Here is a 15,095-nt window from a genome sequence, read left to right as displayed (position 1 = left end):
GTAATTCGCCCTGGGACAAGGTGTTCGACGCCACGGCCGGCGTCTATGGCCGCTGGTTCACCGGCGCCACCTGCAACACCTGCTACAACGCCATCGACCGCCATGTCGCCGACGGGCGCGCCGACCAGATCGCACTGATCCATGACAGCGCGATCACGGGAACGATCAGGAAGTTCACCTATGCCGAGTTGAAGCGCGAGGTGGTTGCACTCACCTCGGTGCTGAAGAACCGTGGTATTCGCAAGGGTGACCGCGTCATCATCTACATGCCGATGGTGGCCGAGGCGGCCATCGCCATGCTGGCCTGTGCCCGCATCGGCGCCGTGCATTCGGTGGTCTTCGGCGGCTTTGCCTCGCATGAGCTTGCCACCCGCATCGACGACGCCAGGCCGAAGCTGATCATTTCGGCATCCTGCGGCCGGGAGCCAGGCCGCGTCGTCGCCTACAAGCCGTTGCTCGACAAGGCGATAGAGATTTCCCGCCACAAGCCGGACGCCTGCCTGATCCTGCAGCGCGACCAATTGCGCTGCGAGCTGAAGGAGCATTTCGACATCGACTACGCCGATGCCGTCGCCCGCGAACGGGCAGCGGGCGCCAATGTCGATTGCGTGCCGGTGCTGGCCACCGATCCGCTCTACATCATCTACACATCGGGCACGACCGGCCAGCCCAAGGGCATCGTGCGCGACAATGGCGGCCATATGGTCGCGCTGAAATGGACGATGGAAAACGAGTTCGGCGTCAAGCCGGGCGAGGTGTTCTGGGCGGCGTCCGATGTCGGCTGGGTGGTCGGCCATTCCTACATCGTCTACGGACCGCTGCTGCATGGCTGCACAAGCATCCTGTTCGAAGGCAAGCCTGTCGGCACGCCCGATGCCGGCACCTACTGGCGGGTGATAGCGGAGCATGGTGTCGTAGCCCTTTTCACCGCACCGACCGCATTCCGCGCCATCAAGGGGCAGGACCCGAAGGGCGAGTTCATTGCGAAATACGACCTCTCGAAGTTCCGCACGCTGTTTCTTGCCGGCGAGCGCGCCGACCCGGAAACCATCAAATGGGCGGAGCAGAAGCTGAATGTGCCTGTGGTCGACCATTGGTGGCAGACCGAGACCGGCTCGCCGATGACGATCAATCCCGCCGGCCTTGGCCTACTGCCGGTGAAATACGGCTCGCCCGGCGTGCCGATGCCCGGCTACGACATCCGCGTGCTCGACGATGCTGGCCATGAGGTGCAGCGGGGCACGCTGGGCAATGTGGTGATCAAACTGCCGCTGCCGGCCGGCTGCCTGCCGACGCTTTGGAATGCCGATCAACGGTTCCGCCAAGCCTATCTCGACGAGTTCCCCGGCTTCTACAAGACGGCGGATGCCGGCATGGTCGACGAGGACGGCTATCTCTACGTCATGGCTCGCACCGATGACATCATCAACGTCGCCGGCCACCGGCTGTCGACCGGCGCCATGGAAGAGGTGCTTTCGGCCCATCCCGATGTCGCCGAATGCGCGGTAATCGGCATTGCCGACGCCATGAAGGGCCAAGTTCCGCTGGGCTTCGTGGTGTTGAATGCGGGTGTGACGCGTGACGTCGGCCTGATCGAGAATGAAGTGGTCGTCCTTGTGCGCGAACGCATCGGCCCGATTGCCGCCTTCAAGACGGTGGTGACGATCAAGCGCCTGCCCAAGACGCGTTCGGGCAAGATCCTGCGCGGCACCATGCAGAAGATCGCCGACAAGGAAGAATGGACCATGCCGGCGACGATCGACGATCCGGTCATTCTCGACGAGATCACTGCCGCCTTGAAGGAACGCGGAATCGGACTTTGAGCCACTGAAGGGTGGGCCGCGGACGACCTTTTCGATCGCCAAGCAATACTTTTATTGTGCGACGCAGCAATGCACCCTAAAGTCGTTCGCGGGGGGACATCGACAAAGGTCGCATGGCTCAGCAGAAGATTACATTTGGTGGCGTAGACATCCTGCGCTTTCTCGCCGCCGTCATGGTCATGGTCTACCACTATGGCTTCTGGGTGTGGGCGTATCCGGACGGTGTTTCGGCGCGCGCGACGGGCGGCGTTCCCCCGCAGCCGGCAATAGGCGCCTGGGTCGAATCCGGCTGGGTCGGCGTCCAGATCTTCTTCGTCATCAGCGGTTTCGTCATCGCCTTCAGCGCCGAAAGGTCGACACCCCTGCAGTTTTTCGAAGCAAGGGTGAAACGGCTGGCGCCGGCGGTCTGGATCTGCGCACCGGTCACGGCGGTGGTGCTGCTGCTTGTCGGGCTCAGTTGGCCGACCGATGCCGTCATCAGGCTCCTACGCACCGGCCTGTTCGTTCCGTACGCGCCATGGGTGGACAGCGTCTACTGGACGCTGGGCATCGAGATCGCCTTCTATGCCATCGTCTGGATCCTGCTCAGCTTTGGCCGCTTCCATCTGATGGAGATTGTGGCCGTCGCCATCGGCTTGGTCAGCACGTTGTTCTGGTGCCTCTACTACCCGCTCGGCTGGGCCGATCTTGCCGAAACACGCACACTCGACCTGCTGCTGGTGCATCACGGCGTTTTCTTCGCCACCGGCGTAATGCTGTGGCTGATGCGCTTCAAGGCGGTGACAGGCGCCCGACTTGCCTTCTGCGCCCTGTTCCTGGCCGGTGGTGTGCTGCAGATCGCCAGTTCGGTCGACGTTCATATCCTGAAGGTCGGGCGGGATATGCCGTTCGCGCCGCCGATCCTCATCTTCCTCATCGGCATCGCGCTGATGGCATGGTCCCTGCGGCTCAACCTCTCCTGGAGCGGCTGGCGCCGGATCGGGCTGATGACCTACCCGCTCTACTTGCTGCACGATGTCGTCGGCGCGGCCCTGCTCGGCATCCTGGTTCGCGCCGGTCTGCCACATCTGTTCTCGATGGCGGTCGTCGGCGCGACGATGATCGCGGCAAGCTGGCTGGTGGCGATCGAGGCCGAACCACGCATCCGGCTGCTGCTCGACCACACCGTTTTCCGTTATCGGCTCAAAGCAGCCTGACGCGATCCGGCAGACCGGGCCGGCTGCCGACATAAAGCATGTCGCGCCTGAGCGGATTCAGGCCCGCTTCAGGCCTTTGTTTCCACAGATCGTTCTCCCAAAACCGAGCTCATTTCTGAGCGACATGCATTTGCGGTCCCGACCCGGCGCGGCTGCATTTTCCACGATTGCGGAATTCTCCGTTTCGGGCATGATAACAGGCACTTATGCCTTCCGTATGAGAGCTTGCCTCGAGACGCCCCGCACGTGTCCCTGTTCCAGCGAAAACCCCGCATCGTCGCGCGTCCGCGCCTCGATATCGACATGCAGGACGCCGTCGTCTATGCGATCGGTGACGTGCATGGCTGCTACAAGGAACTCCGTGCCCTGGAGCAGAAGATCCTGCTCGATTCGCTGCGCTTCCAGAGCCGCAAGATCATCGTCATGCTTGGCGACTACATCGACCGGGGGCTTCAGTCGGCGCGGGTGCTGGATCACCTCCTGGCGCCGCCGCCGAAAGGGTTTCAGCGCATTTGTCTTGCCGGCAACCACGAAGTGGCGATGCTGAACTATCTCGACGGAAATCTGTCCCGCGAGCCCTGGCTGGCGACGGGCGGCCTGCAAACCCTGTTTTCCTATGGCATCGATCCGGCGCGCCTCGCCCGCCTCTACGGGAGCAGCGCGCAGATCGACCGACGCATAAGGGAGATCATTCCAGACGATCACGTCAGCTTCCTGCGCGGGCTGCCGATCATGGTCCGTTCGCGGAAGTTCGTGTTCGTCCACGCCGGCATCAGGCCCGGCGTCGACCTTGCGGCGCAAACCGACCACGACCTGACCAACATCCGTTCGGACTTCTTCGAGGCAACGCACCTGCTCGACCGCTGGGTGGTGCACGGGCATACTCCGGTGGACGTCCCGAAGCTCGAAGGGCGCCGGCTCGGCATCGACACAGCCGCCTTCCAGAGCGGACGCCTGACCGCCGTCAGGATCGCCGACAAGCAAGGCAGGCTGATCTTCTCTTGACGCGCATCGATATTCAGGTGTGCTGACCTGAAGATCGATACACTTCAGAGAGGGTCCACTCGCGCAACGGTCGACGTCACACCGGCGCCTTGCCGCGCACTTCCGACTTTTCCAGATAGTAGCTCGAATATTTATCAAAGAATTTTTCCGAGCCGCCGAACGATCCGTATTTGGCCAGTTTCTTCAAATCGACCTTGTTCAGCACCGCGCCGACGATCTTGTTGGCGACATAGGGTTCGGATTCCAGCATCGACCTGACCATCGCGCGCGGGGTGCGCCCCCACTCGGTGACCAGGACAAAACCGTCGACCAACGGCGCGAAGGCCTTGGCGTCGACCACCGGTCCGAGCGGCGGCAGATCGACGACGATGTATTCGAACGTCTCCTTGGCGTTCTCGATGAAGCGTCGCATGCCGGCCGAGGAGAGAAGTTCGCTGGTATGCGAGAAGTGACCGCGCAGCACCGCCGGGATGATCGCCAGCTTCGTCTGCCTGTCGATCTTGCCGACGGACTGCCAGGTCTGGCCACTGACCACCGCTTCCATCAAGCCCTGCTCGGTTTCCATGCCAAGGCCCCGGCTGAGGCCGGGATTGCGCAAGTCGCCGTCGATCAGCAGCGTCTTGGAGCCATTGGCGGCGAGCAAGCCGGCGAGATTTGCCGCGACCGTCGACTTGCCTTCGCCGGGAAGCACCGAGATGACGCCGATGACGCGGCTGCCTTGCCCTTCCATCACGACGTCGAAGGCGATCTTGGCGCTGCGCAGCGTTTCGGAGAACATCGAGGCTGGAGAATCGATGCTGACCCGCATGCGCGCCCGCCTTTCGGCCGCCGACAGCGATTGGGTGGTCTTGGCGTCTACCTGGGTCTCGCCCGGCTTTTCGTCCTTGCCGAGCTTGCCGCCGATCGTCGGGAGATAGCCGAGGAATTTCAGGTTGACGCGGTCGCGCACGTCCTCGCCGGTCCTGAAGAAGCGTTCGTTGAACTCGTTCAGCCCACCAAAGCCGGCGCCCATCAGCAGGCCAAGCACCAGCGAAAGTCCGAGCACGACGATGGTGCGCGGGCTCGAGGCCGCCATCGGCATCGACGCGTCGGAGATGATGCGGATCTTGCCGACAGGGAAGGATTGCTGTTGCGCAGCTTCCTCATAGCGGCCGAGGAATGTCTGATAGAGCGTGGTGAGCGCCGTCGCCTGCTGATCGAGTTCACGCAGCTTGACTTGCGTCTGGTTGTCGACGGAACTCTTGCCCTGTGCGGCCGCGACGTTGGCCCGGAGCGCGGTCTCGCGTGCCTGCGCCACCTCATATTCGTTGCGATAGCTTTCGGTCAGCTGCTTCAGCTCGCCGAAAATCTGCGTCGATATGTCGGCCTTCTCCTTGGAGAGAGCCACCGCCTGCGGGTGCTCGGGGCCGAAATTCGCCTCGACGTCCTGCAGACGCTTGGCCACCGTGAGGTAGCGGGTCTTGAGCGCCGATATGACCGAGCTGCTCGGCTGGTCGCTCGATATGGCGGCATCCTTGAAGGCGTTTTCGGAGCCGCTGTCGACAATGGCTTTGTACTGCTGGTAGCGGGCGCTGGCGCGCGCGGTGTCGGCCTGCGCCACGATAAGCTGGGCGTTGAGGTCGGAAAGCTGCTTGTCGCTCATCAGCTGGCCATCGCTGTTGGCGGCCAGCCCGTGTTCGGCCCTGAATTTCTCAACCGCGAGCGAAGCTGCCTGCGAGCTCTGGCGCAGCTCCGTCAACCGGCCCTGCAGCCAGACCGCAGCCCGCTCGGTGGCATCGAAGCTGGCATCGAGCTGATCGGCGAGATAGGCATCGGCGTAGGCCTTGGTGATGGCGTTTGCCAAGGCCGGGTCCGTCGCCTGATAGCCGAGCGCGATGACGTAGCTTCGCCCGATGCGCGTTGCCCGCACCTCGCTCTGCAGCTTGAGGATCGCGTAGTCGCGGCGCGACGTGGCGATCAGCGCATCGCGGGCGGCCGGGTCGAGCTTGCTGAAGTCAGTGCCACCCGGCATGGAAGAGCTGGGGCGGACATACTGGATCAGGCCGCGGATGAGGCCTATGCCTTGGGCAAGCGCCGACTGGGGCGGATTCATGAATGTGTCGTTCTGGTCGAGCTTCAGCTTGTCGACGACCACGGCGGCAAGCCGCGTCGAGGTCAGGATCTCGATCTGGCTCAGGATCGCCGAATCGGTCTGCATGGTTGTCGACGTCGCCGAAATGTCGTCGACGATTTTGTTCAAGCCCTCATCGATCAGCACGCTGGCGACCGACTGATATTTAGGCGGCGTCGTCTGCAAATAGAGCAAGCCCAGGAAGAGACCGATGACGGCACACACGGCAACCACCTTGGCCTGCCGTGCGGCCATGCCAAGCAGCCGCTCGATATCGATGAAGTCTTCGCCGTCTCCTGCGTCCGAATTCGGCAATGGCATCCTCTTGTCGAGAGGAAAGTTGGCATAATTCATCTTCGGTCCAATTCTAGAGCCGGTCCATCGCAATGGGCTCTATCTCACTGTTTCAACATGATCTTTTCCGGAAACCGGGACCCACTTTCCGGGATCATGCCTTGGCTTGCAGGCGCCTCGAAGATCGGGAGCATCGCCAGAAGCGAAGCAAGCGTCGTGCCAGACGGCGAGAACCTGCCGGCCCCTCTTCGCCGGCCATCTGACCATGCTCCCGAAAGATGGGCATTATGCGGCTTCTTCCTGGCGTTCATGCGACCGGACGAACTCCTGAAGCATCTCGAAAACCGGACCCTTCATGTCGTCGCGCGCCAGCGCGAAGGCGATGTTGGCCTGGATGAACCCTTCCTTGGAACCGCAGTCGAACATGCGACCCTTAAAAGGCTGGGCGAAGAACGACTGATCCTTCGACAGACGAACCATGGCGTCCGTCAATTGAATCTCGTTGCCGGCGCCGCGCTGCTGATTGCCCAGAAGCGCGAAAATCTCGGGCTGCAGGATGTAGCGGCCATTGATGTAGAAATTCGACGGCGCATTGGCCGGCGCCGGCTTCTCGACCATGGCCGTCACCTCGAAACCGCCACCGATCTCGGCGCCACGGCCAACGATGCCGTATTTGTTGGTCTCGCTCGGTTCGCAACGCTCGACGGCGATCACGTTGCCGCCCGTGCGCTCATAAAGCTCGACGGTTTCGGCGAGGCATCCGCGCCCGCCGAAGGACACCATGTCCGGCAGCAGCAAGGCGAAGGGCTCGTTGCCGATAACCTCGCGCGCGCACCAGACGGCATGGCCGAGGCCTTGCGGCGATTGCTGGCGGATGAAGCTGGTGGCACCGGCCACAGGCAGCATGCTTTCGAGCGCCTCCAACTGGGTCTTCTTGCCGGTCTGCTCCAGGGTGCCGATCAATTCCGGATGCAGGTCGAAATAGTCCTCGATCACCGCCTTGTTGCGGCCGGTCACGAAGACGATGTGCTCGATGCCCGCCTCGAAGGCCTCGTCCACCGCATATTGCACGACAGGCCTGTCGACCACGGGAAGCATTTCCTTTGGCATCGACTTGGTCGCCGGCAGGAATCTTGTTCCAAGCCCCGCCACCGGTATCACGGCCTTCCTGATTTTCTTCATCGCAAATTCCTTCTGAGGAGATCGACTTCAGTCCATTCACAGGCCACGAAAAATCCCTCCATGTGCCTGCATCTTCACCTCCCCGCCCCAACGGCAAATTGTGCCGCCATTCTTCGCAACCGCACGGCGATCGGCATGCCCATATGCCTGACCGCCGCCGGGTCGCTGAGCGCTGTCCGGATCGCCTTGAGCGGGGACCGCGCCTTGATGTGCTGTACCAGTGACAGAAACGATGCCGCCTTGCGCAGGCTGCGGCCGCGCCGTGCAAACGCGGCCTGCGCGGCCTCATCCATCCGATGGGTTTGAGCGAACACGGCATCCGCCCTGCGCATCGCTTCGACGTGGTGAAGCTCGAGCACGCGCGAGATGGAGCCGCTGCGGATATGATAGGCATAGCCGATATCGGGCTCGACGACGCATTTTCCGCCCTTGGCCAGGGCGCCGGCAAACAGGATGTAGTCTTCGCCGATCCTCAGCTTTTCGTCATAGCGAAGCCGGTGTTCGTTCAGGAACTCGCGCTGGAAGATCGGCTTGAGATAGCCGAGGTTGAACTTGGATTCGAAGACGACGTTGCCGGCGATGTAGGTGGCCAGCGAAATCTCGCGCAAGCCTTCCAGATATTGCCGCGGAAACATCGCGTCCTCGATGACGCCGTCCTCGCGAACGACCTGCAGATTGTCGACGGCGATCTGGGCATCCGCGCTTTCGGCACGAGCGATCATGGCCGCGAGCCGGCCGGGAAAGACCGCGTCGTCGGAATCGAGAACCGCGATCCATCTGCCGCGGGCGGCGTCGAGGCCGGCATTCCTGGCGCCGCCGGGGCCGCGGTTGCTGGCCAGGGCGACGACACGGACGATATCCCCGGGGTAGGCCCGCGCCACGTCGAGCGTCGCATCGCGCGACTTGTCGTCGACGACGATGATTTCGACGCTGACACCCTTCTGGGCGATGGCGCTGGCAATCGCCCGATCAAGGGTCGCCTCGGCGTTGTAGGCGGCAATAACGAAGGAAACATCCGGGACAGAGCTGACGTCAGGCTGCACGCTTGCCTCCCTCCTGTGGCGACGGCTGGCCATAGAGGCGAATTTCGCGGATGCCGACGAGGCCGCTGACGACACCAACATGCATAATGCCGCGCAGCACGCTGCGGTTCCTGCGGACTGGACTGACGACGACCGGAAGTGCCGAGGCGAAGCAATAGATGGCCTTTGCCGAGGCCAGGCCGACCTGCTTGACCAGGCCTATGCCGCTGGCGCTGCTGCCCAGGAGATGGCCATGCGTCTGGCCGACGCGAAAGCGGCGGCGGCCGAGCCATTCGAATGCCGCCCTTGAGCGCGGCACCACTTCGTCGACCCACGCCTCGGGCGCGAAGGCGATGCGGCCGCCGGCCTTGTGCATCTGGTCGAAGAATTCGGTGTCCTCGCCGCCGGTCTGGCCACGCGCCAGGCTGAAGCGGCGGCCGCGCAGGCTGTCCGAGCCCATCCGCAGCAGAACATTGCAGGTGTAGCCGGTGCGGATCTCGCCGCGCACCCAGACGGGCAAGGTCGAATGGAAATCGCCGCGCCGCATCCAATCCGGCGCATCCGGGCGATAGCGCGCCCTGACCGGGCCGAGCACGACGGCGACACCGCTTTGCTGCGCCATCGCGACCAATTCGGCGAGCCATTGAGGCGTGGCCGTCTCGTCGTCATCAATGAAGGCGACGAAATCCGCTGTGCTCGCATCGAGGCAGGCATTGCGGGCGATCGAGATGTTGCGCGCCGGGGCATGCCGATAGTGGATCGGCACCGTCAATTCCCGCGACAGCGCAGCCACCAGGTCACGGGCCGTCGGGGTGTCGTCATTGTCGGCGACGATAATGCGGATATCGAATCCCGCCGGCATCTCCATCGCGTCGAGCGAGCGCAGCGTGTCAGCCAGCTCCGGCCGGCGGAACGTGCAGACGCCGATGTCGATGCTGCGGTTCTTTGCCGACACCGCCATCAGGCCACTCCGCGTCGCGAGCCGAGGCCGAGAAGCTGCAGCCAGAAGCCAACCGACCAGCCAAGATGCATGACCATGGCCGAGACACCGGCCAGCGCAACGTCAGCCTTGCGCTGGCGGATAGCCGTCACCAGTCCGTAGCCCAGGCACACTGACACCCACAGCAACAAAGGCACTGCCGCAATCCAATGCACGAAGGAGAAGGCCGCAAGAAGAACCACCGGGAAGACCGCCAGCGGCACCATCTGCCGGATCTTTGGGATGACGCGGTGCTTCAGCACATTCTTGGCACGCCCGCGACCGTAGCCGAGATACTGGAAATAGAGGCCTGAGAGCGAGGCGCGCGGATAGTAGACCATCTGCGTCTTGCCACTCATCCAGATCTTGTAGCCCGCCTTGCGCAGGCGATAATCGAGCTCGGCGTCCTCGTTATGGCTGAACGCTTCGTCGTAGCCGCCGACGGCGCCGAATGCCGATATCCGCATCAGTGCATGATGGCCGTGATCGATCCACTGTCCCTGCGAAAGATGCCGATGCTTCGAGCCGCCGGTGCCGAGCTTGGAGTTCTGCGCCGCGGCGGCCGCCTTCTGCACGGCACCGCTGCCGCTGGTCAGCATCGAAACGACAACCGAATCCGCGCCCGTGGCCAAGGCTTCCTCGACCAGCCGGTCGCAATAATCGTCGGGATAACCGCCATGCGCATCGATGCGGATGAGATAGTCGGCACCATCGCCGAAGGTACCGACGGCGAGATTGATCGCCGCGCTCTGGATGCGCCGCTTGTTGTGGAGCAGGATAACCCGCGGGTCCTTGGCAATCACATCCTCGACGATGGAAAGCGTGCCGTCGGTGCTGCCGCCGTCGGCGACTATGATCCGGGCGCCAAGCCGGGCGGCCGCGGGCCGCAATTGATCGAGCAGCGCACCGATATGGGCGGCTTCATTCAGGCACGGAATGACGATCAGGCTGGATGAGGGTTTGTCCGTCTGCGTCATCAACCTCTGTCCATCTTGCCTCTGTCCATCCTTGGCCATCCTATGCCAATGCCTCGGCGGCAAAGGAGCCGGGCACGGCCGTCAGGCTGCGCAGCCGCTCGACAAGCGCCCGGCAATCGCTGCGATCGTAGCTCCAGGTCCTCGGATTGCGGGCCAGAACGCGCTCCTTCAGCCTGGCGAAGCGATGCTCTTCCATCTTGCCGAGCACGGCTTCGAGCGCTTCGGGCGACGCCTGCGGCAACAGCACGCCGATATCCTGCTGTTTGAGGAACCGCCCGGTCTCGGTGTTGCCCATCGAGATCGGCACCGCTCCGAAACGGCAGCCTTCATAGAGCCGGTTGGGCAGAAGCCATTCGGAGTTCTGCCCCGCCTCGAAGAAATCGATCGCCCACGAAAAATGGACATCGTTGTAGATCGCCGCCATGTCTTCCGGATTGCGGTAGGGCCCGAGAAACGACAGCCACGGCTCGGCTTCAACAAAGCCGTGAAAGTCAGGGAATTCCGACAAAGCCGGACGTCCGCGCAGCACGATCTCGAAGCGGCCCTCCATGCGGCGGGAGAAATCGGCCAGCAGCTCGAGTGAGCGTCGGCAGCGCAGCGCACCGAACCAGCCGATCCGCCATGGCGGACCGACCGGGCTCTCTTCAGTCTCCGGAGCGCCGGCCAAGATCGTCGCGGCCTCGAAATATTTGTTTTCGACCAGCTCGATGGGTGCCGCAACCTGGCCGAACGGCTTGAAATAATTGGCGATAAAGGCAGGAGAACTGGTCACCAGCAGCTTCACATCCCTGGCCAGAAAGCGCTCGGTGGCGCGCAGCGCCTTGCCCAGGATATCGTTGCGCAGCACAAGCCGATGAATGTCGAGGCACTCGTATACGATCGGAACCGATGCACCGAAGGCTGACCTGGCGCGGCGGGCAAGCGCCAGCATTTCCAGGTTGCGCGCGATGATGAGATCCGGTTTTGGCATACCACCAAGCTTCGAGCCTATCGAAACGGCTGCTTTGGCGACGGCCGCGAGGCGTTGGCCGAATCGCCCGTCACGCGTCGCGCCGAGGTCGATCGGCCGCAGTCCCTCGATATCCGCAATCGGATTCGCGGTGCGACGGAAGCCGGCCAAAGTGACCTGGGCCCCACCTGCCCTGAGCATCGTGATCCGCCGGCGCACCGCCGGGTCGGAAACGTCGTGCACAAGGTACAAGACATGCAGCATAAAAACTCGACCGCTGTTGGCCCACCCGAGGGAATGCTAGTACAGGTCTTGCTGCATCGCAACATTTTTGGTGCGGCGGTCCACGTTTTCTGTTGCACTGCAAAATTATTGCCGTAGTTTGTGGTCGGCGGCGGTCGTGGATTTTCGGGCTCGGAAATCAACGTAAAAAATCAGGAATCCTGAATTTGGAAGCCAATGCATTCGATCCGCCAGAAGGCTCCTTGCGCAAATCGGTTGGGCGCGGCGCGGTTGTCACGGCCATGGCGCAAACGGTGCGGGTCGCGACACAGATCCTGTCCGTCATCGTCTTGTCGCGGTTGTTGTCGCCACAGGATTTCGGTGTCGTGGCGATGTGCGCGCCGGTGCTTGCCTTTATCGCCCTGTTCCAGGATTTCGGCCTGACCCAGGCGACGATCCAGAAGTCGGGCATCCGGCATGAGGAGGTGAACTACCTCTTCTGGATCAATGTCGCGGTCAGCGCGATCCTGGCTTGCGTGCTTGCGGGTGCGGCGCCGCTGGTTGCCGCCTTCTACGGCGAGCCGCGCGTGACGGGCCTGGTGGCTGCGTTCGGGCTGCAGATCATGGCCTATGGGCTGGGCGCCCAGCATCTGGCGCTCTTGACGCGCCGCATGCAGTTCGGCCGGCTGGCCGTCATCGACGTCGCCAGTGCCATTGCCGGGCTTGCGGTGTCGATCGCCTGGACCTTTATCGATCGCTCCTATTGGGCCCTGTTTGCCGGCACGCTGACCGGTGCCGTGCTGCCGACGCTCTGCTATTGGGCGAGCTCGCGCTGGCGTCCGGGCCTGCCGCGCAAGGTCGCCGGCATCGGCGAGCTGATCAATTTCGGCGCCGGCATCACCGGCTTCAACTTCGCCAATTTCTTTGCCCGCAACCTCGACAATGTGCTGATCGGCAAATATTGGGGCGAGGCGCAACTCGGCCTCTATGACCGCGCCTACAAGCTGCTTCTGTTTCCGCTGAGCCAGATCACCAACCCGCTGTCGAAGGTGATGGTTCCGGCGCTTTCGAGGCTGAAGGATGAGCCGGATCGCTACCGCAGCGCCTACCTGCGCGTCATGCCGCTGATCCTGCTGGTGGCGCTTCCCGGCGTCGCCTTCGCCACGGCGATGTCGGATGTGCTGATCCCCTTCGTGCTCGGCGAGCAATGGCGCGCAAGCGCCTCGATTTTCCTGGCGCTCGGCTTTGCCGGGCTGCTGCAGCCGCTCAACAATCCGGCGGGGTGGCTTTTCGTCAGCCAGGGCCGCTCCGGCGATTTCATGCGCTGGGGCATCATAACGGCCGTGACGTCGGTGCTGGCCTTCATGCTCGGCCTGCCCTATGGCGCGCTGGGCGTGGCGATCGCCTATGCGATCAGCGAATATCTGCGGACGCCGTTCCTGTGGCTCTATGTCGGCAAGAGCGGGCCGCTTCAGGCGCACCATGTACTTCGCGCGGCAACGCCGTTCGTGCTTGGCGCCCATCTGGCACTGGCCGGCATCTGGTTCATCAAGCCAGCGCTGCCGCAGCAGCATGTCGTCGCCCTGGCCAGCGGCGCCGTGCTCGCCTACCTCATCACCATCGTCATCGCACTGGCATTCGCCTCCGGCCGCGAAGCCTTGCGCGAGGCCCTCAAGATGCTGCCGGCAAGGCTGCCTGCGGCGGCGGCGCGCGAAGCGCAATAATTTGGGCGTCTTCGACTGCTACGGACATCTCCTCCAGGACCAGGTCTGAACCATGCACTACCGATCGATCTCCGATATGAACGACGCCATTGTCAGGGGCCTGCACCGGCTGCCGCGCGACATCGACCTGGTGGTCGGTGTGCCGAGAAGCGGCGTTTTGGCAGCGACGCTGGTCAGCCTTGCCGCGAACATCCCGATGACCGATCTCGACAGCTTCCTGGAAGGGCGTATCTATACGTCTGGCGTCACCAAGCGCCGTGCCGCTCTCGACCGCAAGGTTTCCGAGATGCGCAAGGTGCTGGTGATCGACGACAGCGTCGCCGGCGGCAACGCCATGCGTGACGCACGCGCCCGCATCCAGGCTGCGGGCATCAAGGCGGAGTTCACCTTTGCCGCCGTGTTCGGCCTTGAGCCCCAGCACCAGGAAACCGACCTCGTCTTCGAAGTCGTGCCGCATCCGCGCATGTTCCAGTGGAACTTCATGCATCACAAATTCCTGGCGCAATGCTGCGTCGACATTGACGGCGTGCTGTGCCTCGATCCGACAGAGGCGGAAAACGACGACGGCCCGGCCTATGAAAAATTCCTCAGCGAAGCGCGGCCGCTCCATGTCGCGACCCACAGGATCGGCTGGCTGGTCACCAGCCGGCTGGAGAAATACCGCGCGCTCACCGAGGCATGGCTCGCCAAGCATGAGATCAAATACGACCAGTTGATCATGCTCGACCTGCCGAGCAAGGCGGAACGGCAACGGCTCGGCGCGCATGGCAGTTTCAAGGCGGATTTCTACCGCAAGTCCGATGCCATCCTGTTCATCGAGAGCGAGCACGAACAGGCGCTGAGGATCACCGAACTGTCAGGCAAGCCGGTGCTGTGCGTCGAAACGCATATGGTCAGCTTTCCCAACACGCTGTCGCTGCCGGCACTTGGTCAGGCGGCCAGGAACCTGCCGGCAAGGCTGCGGCAGATCAAGTCGCAAGAGGGCCGCAAAAGCGCCGCCAAGACCATTGCCCGCGCGCTGCTTGGCGCCCGCGGCTACGAGACGCTGAAAAGCCGGGTCAAGCGCCCGGCCTGACCTGCTCAGGCGGCGCCGTCAGGCCGCCTGTCGCGCGCGCTGCTGCATGGCCCTGTCCAGTATCGAGAAGAAGGTGATGAACTGGCGATCGGGATCGAGTTCCGGGCGCTCGGCGAAGCTGCGGGCGAGGCTGGAAAGCCGGTCATATTCCTGGTCGTCGTTCCACAGCCGCCTGACGGCCGCGACCCAGTCGGCCAGCGGTGCATCATAATCGAGCACCACGCCACCGGAGCCGATCGCTTCGGGCAGACCGCCGCGCCGCGAGCCGACAACGGGGATTCCGCTGCAATGGGCCTCCGACGCGACGCGGCCCCAGGCCTCTTCCCACTTGCTGGGAGCAAGCAGGATCTTCGTGCGGCCATAGACCGTCTTCATGTCGCTGGTGCGGCTCTCCAGGACGACATTGCCCAAGGGAGCGATCGTCTGTTCGATCCGCGCCCGGTGATCGTCGTCGAGCTTCCAGCTTTCGACGAACAGGAATGGAATTTCGCGGCAGGCGCCGGCAATCCGCACCGCGAGCTCGAACCCCTTTTCCTC

The 15,095-nt window shown here is 63.2% G+C and carries 11 protein-coding genes and 1 pseudogene (1 of these 12 only partly in view); 5 read left to right on the top strand and 7 right to left on the bottom strand.

The features are described 5' to 3' along the window. From EOC06_RS05920 to EOC06_RS05910, 3 genes are all read left to right on the top strand, one after another. A partial coding sequence (locus EOC06_RS05920; RefSeq protein WP_245469353.1) for a propionyl-CoA synthetase occupies nt 1–1,823 on the top strand: 1,823 nt, incomplete at its 5' end. 113 nt (nt 1,824–1,936) lie between these two features. Beyond that, entirely contained in the window at nt 1,937–3,019 is a 1,083-nt protein-coding gene (locus EOC06_RS05915; protein WP_127269155.1) for an acyltransferase, read from the top strand. Between the two features lie 246 nt (nt 3,020–3,265). Continuing rightward, nucleotides 3,266–4,024: a metallophosphoesterase family protein gene (locus tag EOC06_RS05910; protein WP_128307313.1), complete on the top strand. Its 759-nt coding sequence runs from the start codon at nt 3,266–3,268 to the stop codon at nt 4,022–4,024. A 76-nt stretch (nt 4,025–4,100) separates the two neighbouring features. On the opposite strand, the gene EOC06_RS05905 is transcribed toward EOC06_RS05910, so the two are convergent. The 6 genes from EOC06_RS05905 to EOC06_RS05880 all read right to left on the bottom strand — a co-directional run bounded on the left by EOC06_RS05905 (nt 4,101) and on the right by EOC06_RS05880 (nt 11,801). Next, entirely contained in the window at nt 4,101–6,488 is a 2,388-nt protein-coding gene (locus EOC06_RS05905; RefSeq protein ID WP_127395427.1) for a polysaccharide biosynthesis tyrosine autokinase, read from the bottom strand. A 225-nt stretch (nt 6,489–6,713) separates the two neighbouring features. Continuing rightward, nucleotides 6,714–7,610, bottom strand: a complete 897-nt coding sequence (locus tag EOC06_RS05900) for a UTP--glucose-1-phosphate uridylyltransferase (RefSeq protein ID WP_127269746.1) — start codon at nt 7,608–7,610, stop codon at nt 6,714–6,716. A 74-nt stretch (nt 7,611–7,684) separates the two neighbouring features. Next, complete coding sequence (locus EOC06_RS05895; protein WP_127269744.1) at nt 7,685–8,653, bottom strand: glycosyltransferase family 2 protein; 969 nt, start codon at nt 8,651–8,653, stop codon at nt 7,685–7,687. After that, nucleotides 8,643–9,593: a glycosyltransferase family 2 protein gene (locus EOC06_RS05890; RefSeq protein WP_127321007.1), complete on the bottom strand. Its 951-nt coding sequence runs from the start codon at nt 9,591–9,593 to the stop codon at nt 8,643–8,645. Before EOC06_RS05890 ends, EOC06_RS05895 begins: the two co-directional genes overlap by 11 nt. Next, nucleotides 9,593–10,588, bottom strand: a complete 996-nt coding sequence (locus EOC06_RS05885; protein ID WP_128307312.1) for a glycosyltransferase family 2 protein — start codon at nt 10,586–10,588, stop codon at nt 9,593–9,595. Before EOC06_RS05885 ends, EOC06_RS05890 begins: the two co-directional genes overlap by 1 nt. A 40-nt stretch (nt 10,589–10,628) precedes the next feature. Next, nucleotides 10,629–11,801 (bottom strand): glycosyltransferase, encoded by a 1,173-nt coding sequence (locus tag EOC06_RS05880; RefSeq protein WP_128307311.1) that lies wholly within the window; start codon nt 11,799–11,801, stop codon nt 10,629–10,631. 185 nt (nt 11,802–11,986) lie between these two features. On the opposite strand from EOC06_RS05880, the gene EOC06_RS05875 reads away from it, so the two are divergent. After that, complete coding sequence (locus EOC06_RS05875; protein ID WP_128307310.1) at nt 11,987–13,483, top strand: lipopolysaccharide biosynthesis protein; 1,497 nt, start codon at nt 11,987–11,989, stop codon at nt 13,481–13,483. 52 nt (nt 13,484–13,535) lie between these two features. After that, nucleotides 13,536–14,558, top strand: coding sequence for a phosphoribosyltransferase family protein (locus EOC06_RS05870; RefSeq protein WP_127267653.1), 1,023 nt, complete (start codon nt 13,536–13,538; stop codon nt 14,556–14,558). Nucleotides 14,559–14,576: 18 nt separating this feature from the next. Here the strand turns inward: EOC06_RS05870 and EOC06_RS44980 are convergent. Beyond that, nucleotides 14,577–15,095, bottom strand: a pseudogene (locus EOC06_RS44980) (glycosyltransferase); it runs 575 nt beyond the window's last position.

The organism is Mesorhizobium sp. M7A.F.Ca.MR.362.00.0.0 (assembly GCF_004023175.1).
GTDB lineage: Bacteria > Pseudomonadota > Alphaproteobacteria > Rhizobiales > Rhizobiaceae > Mesorhizobium.
The sequence above is the reverse complement of the archived record's forward strand: the minus strand, read 5'-3'. Positions and strand labels throughout refer to the sequence as shown.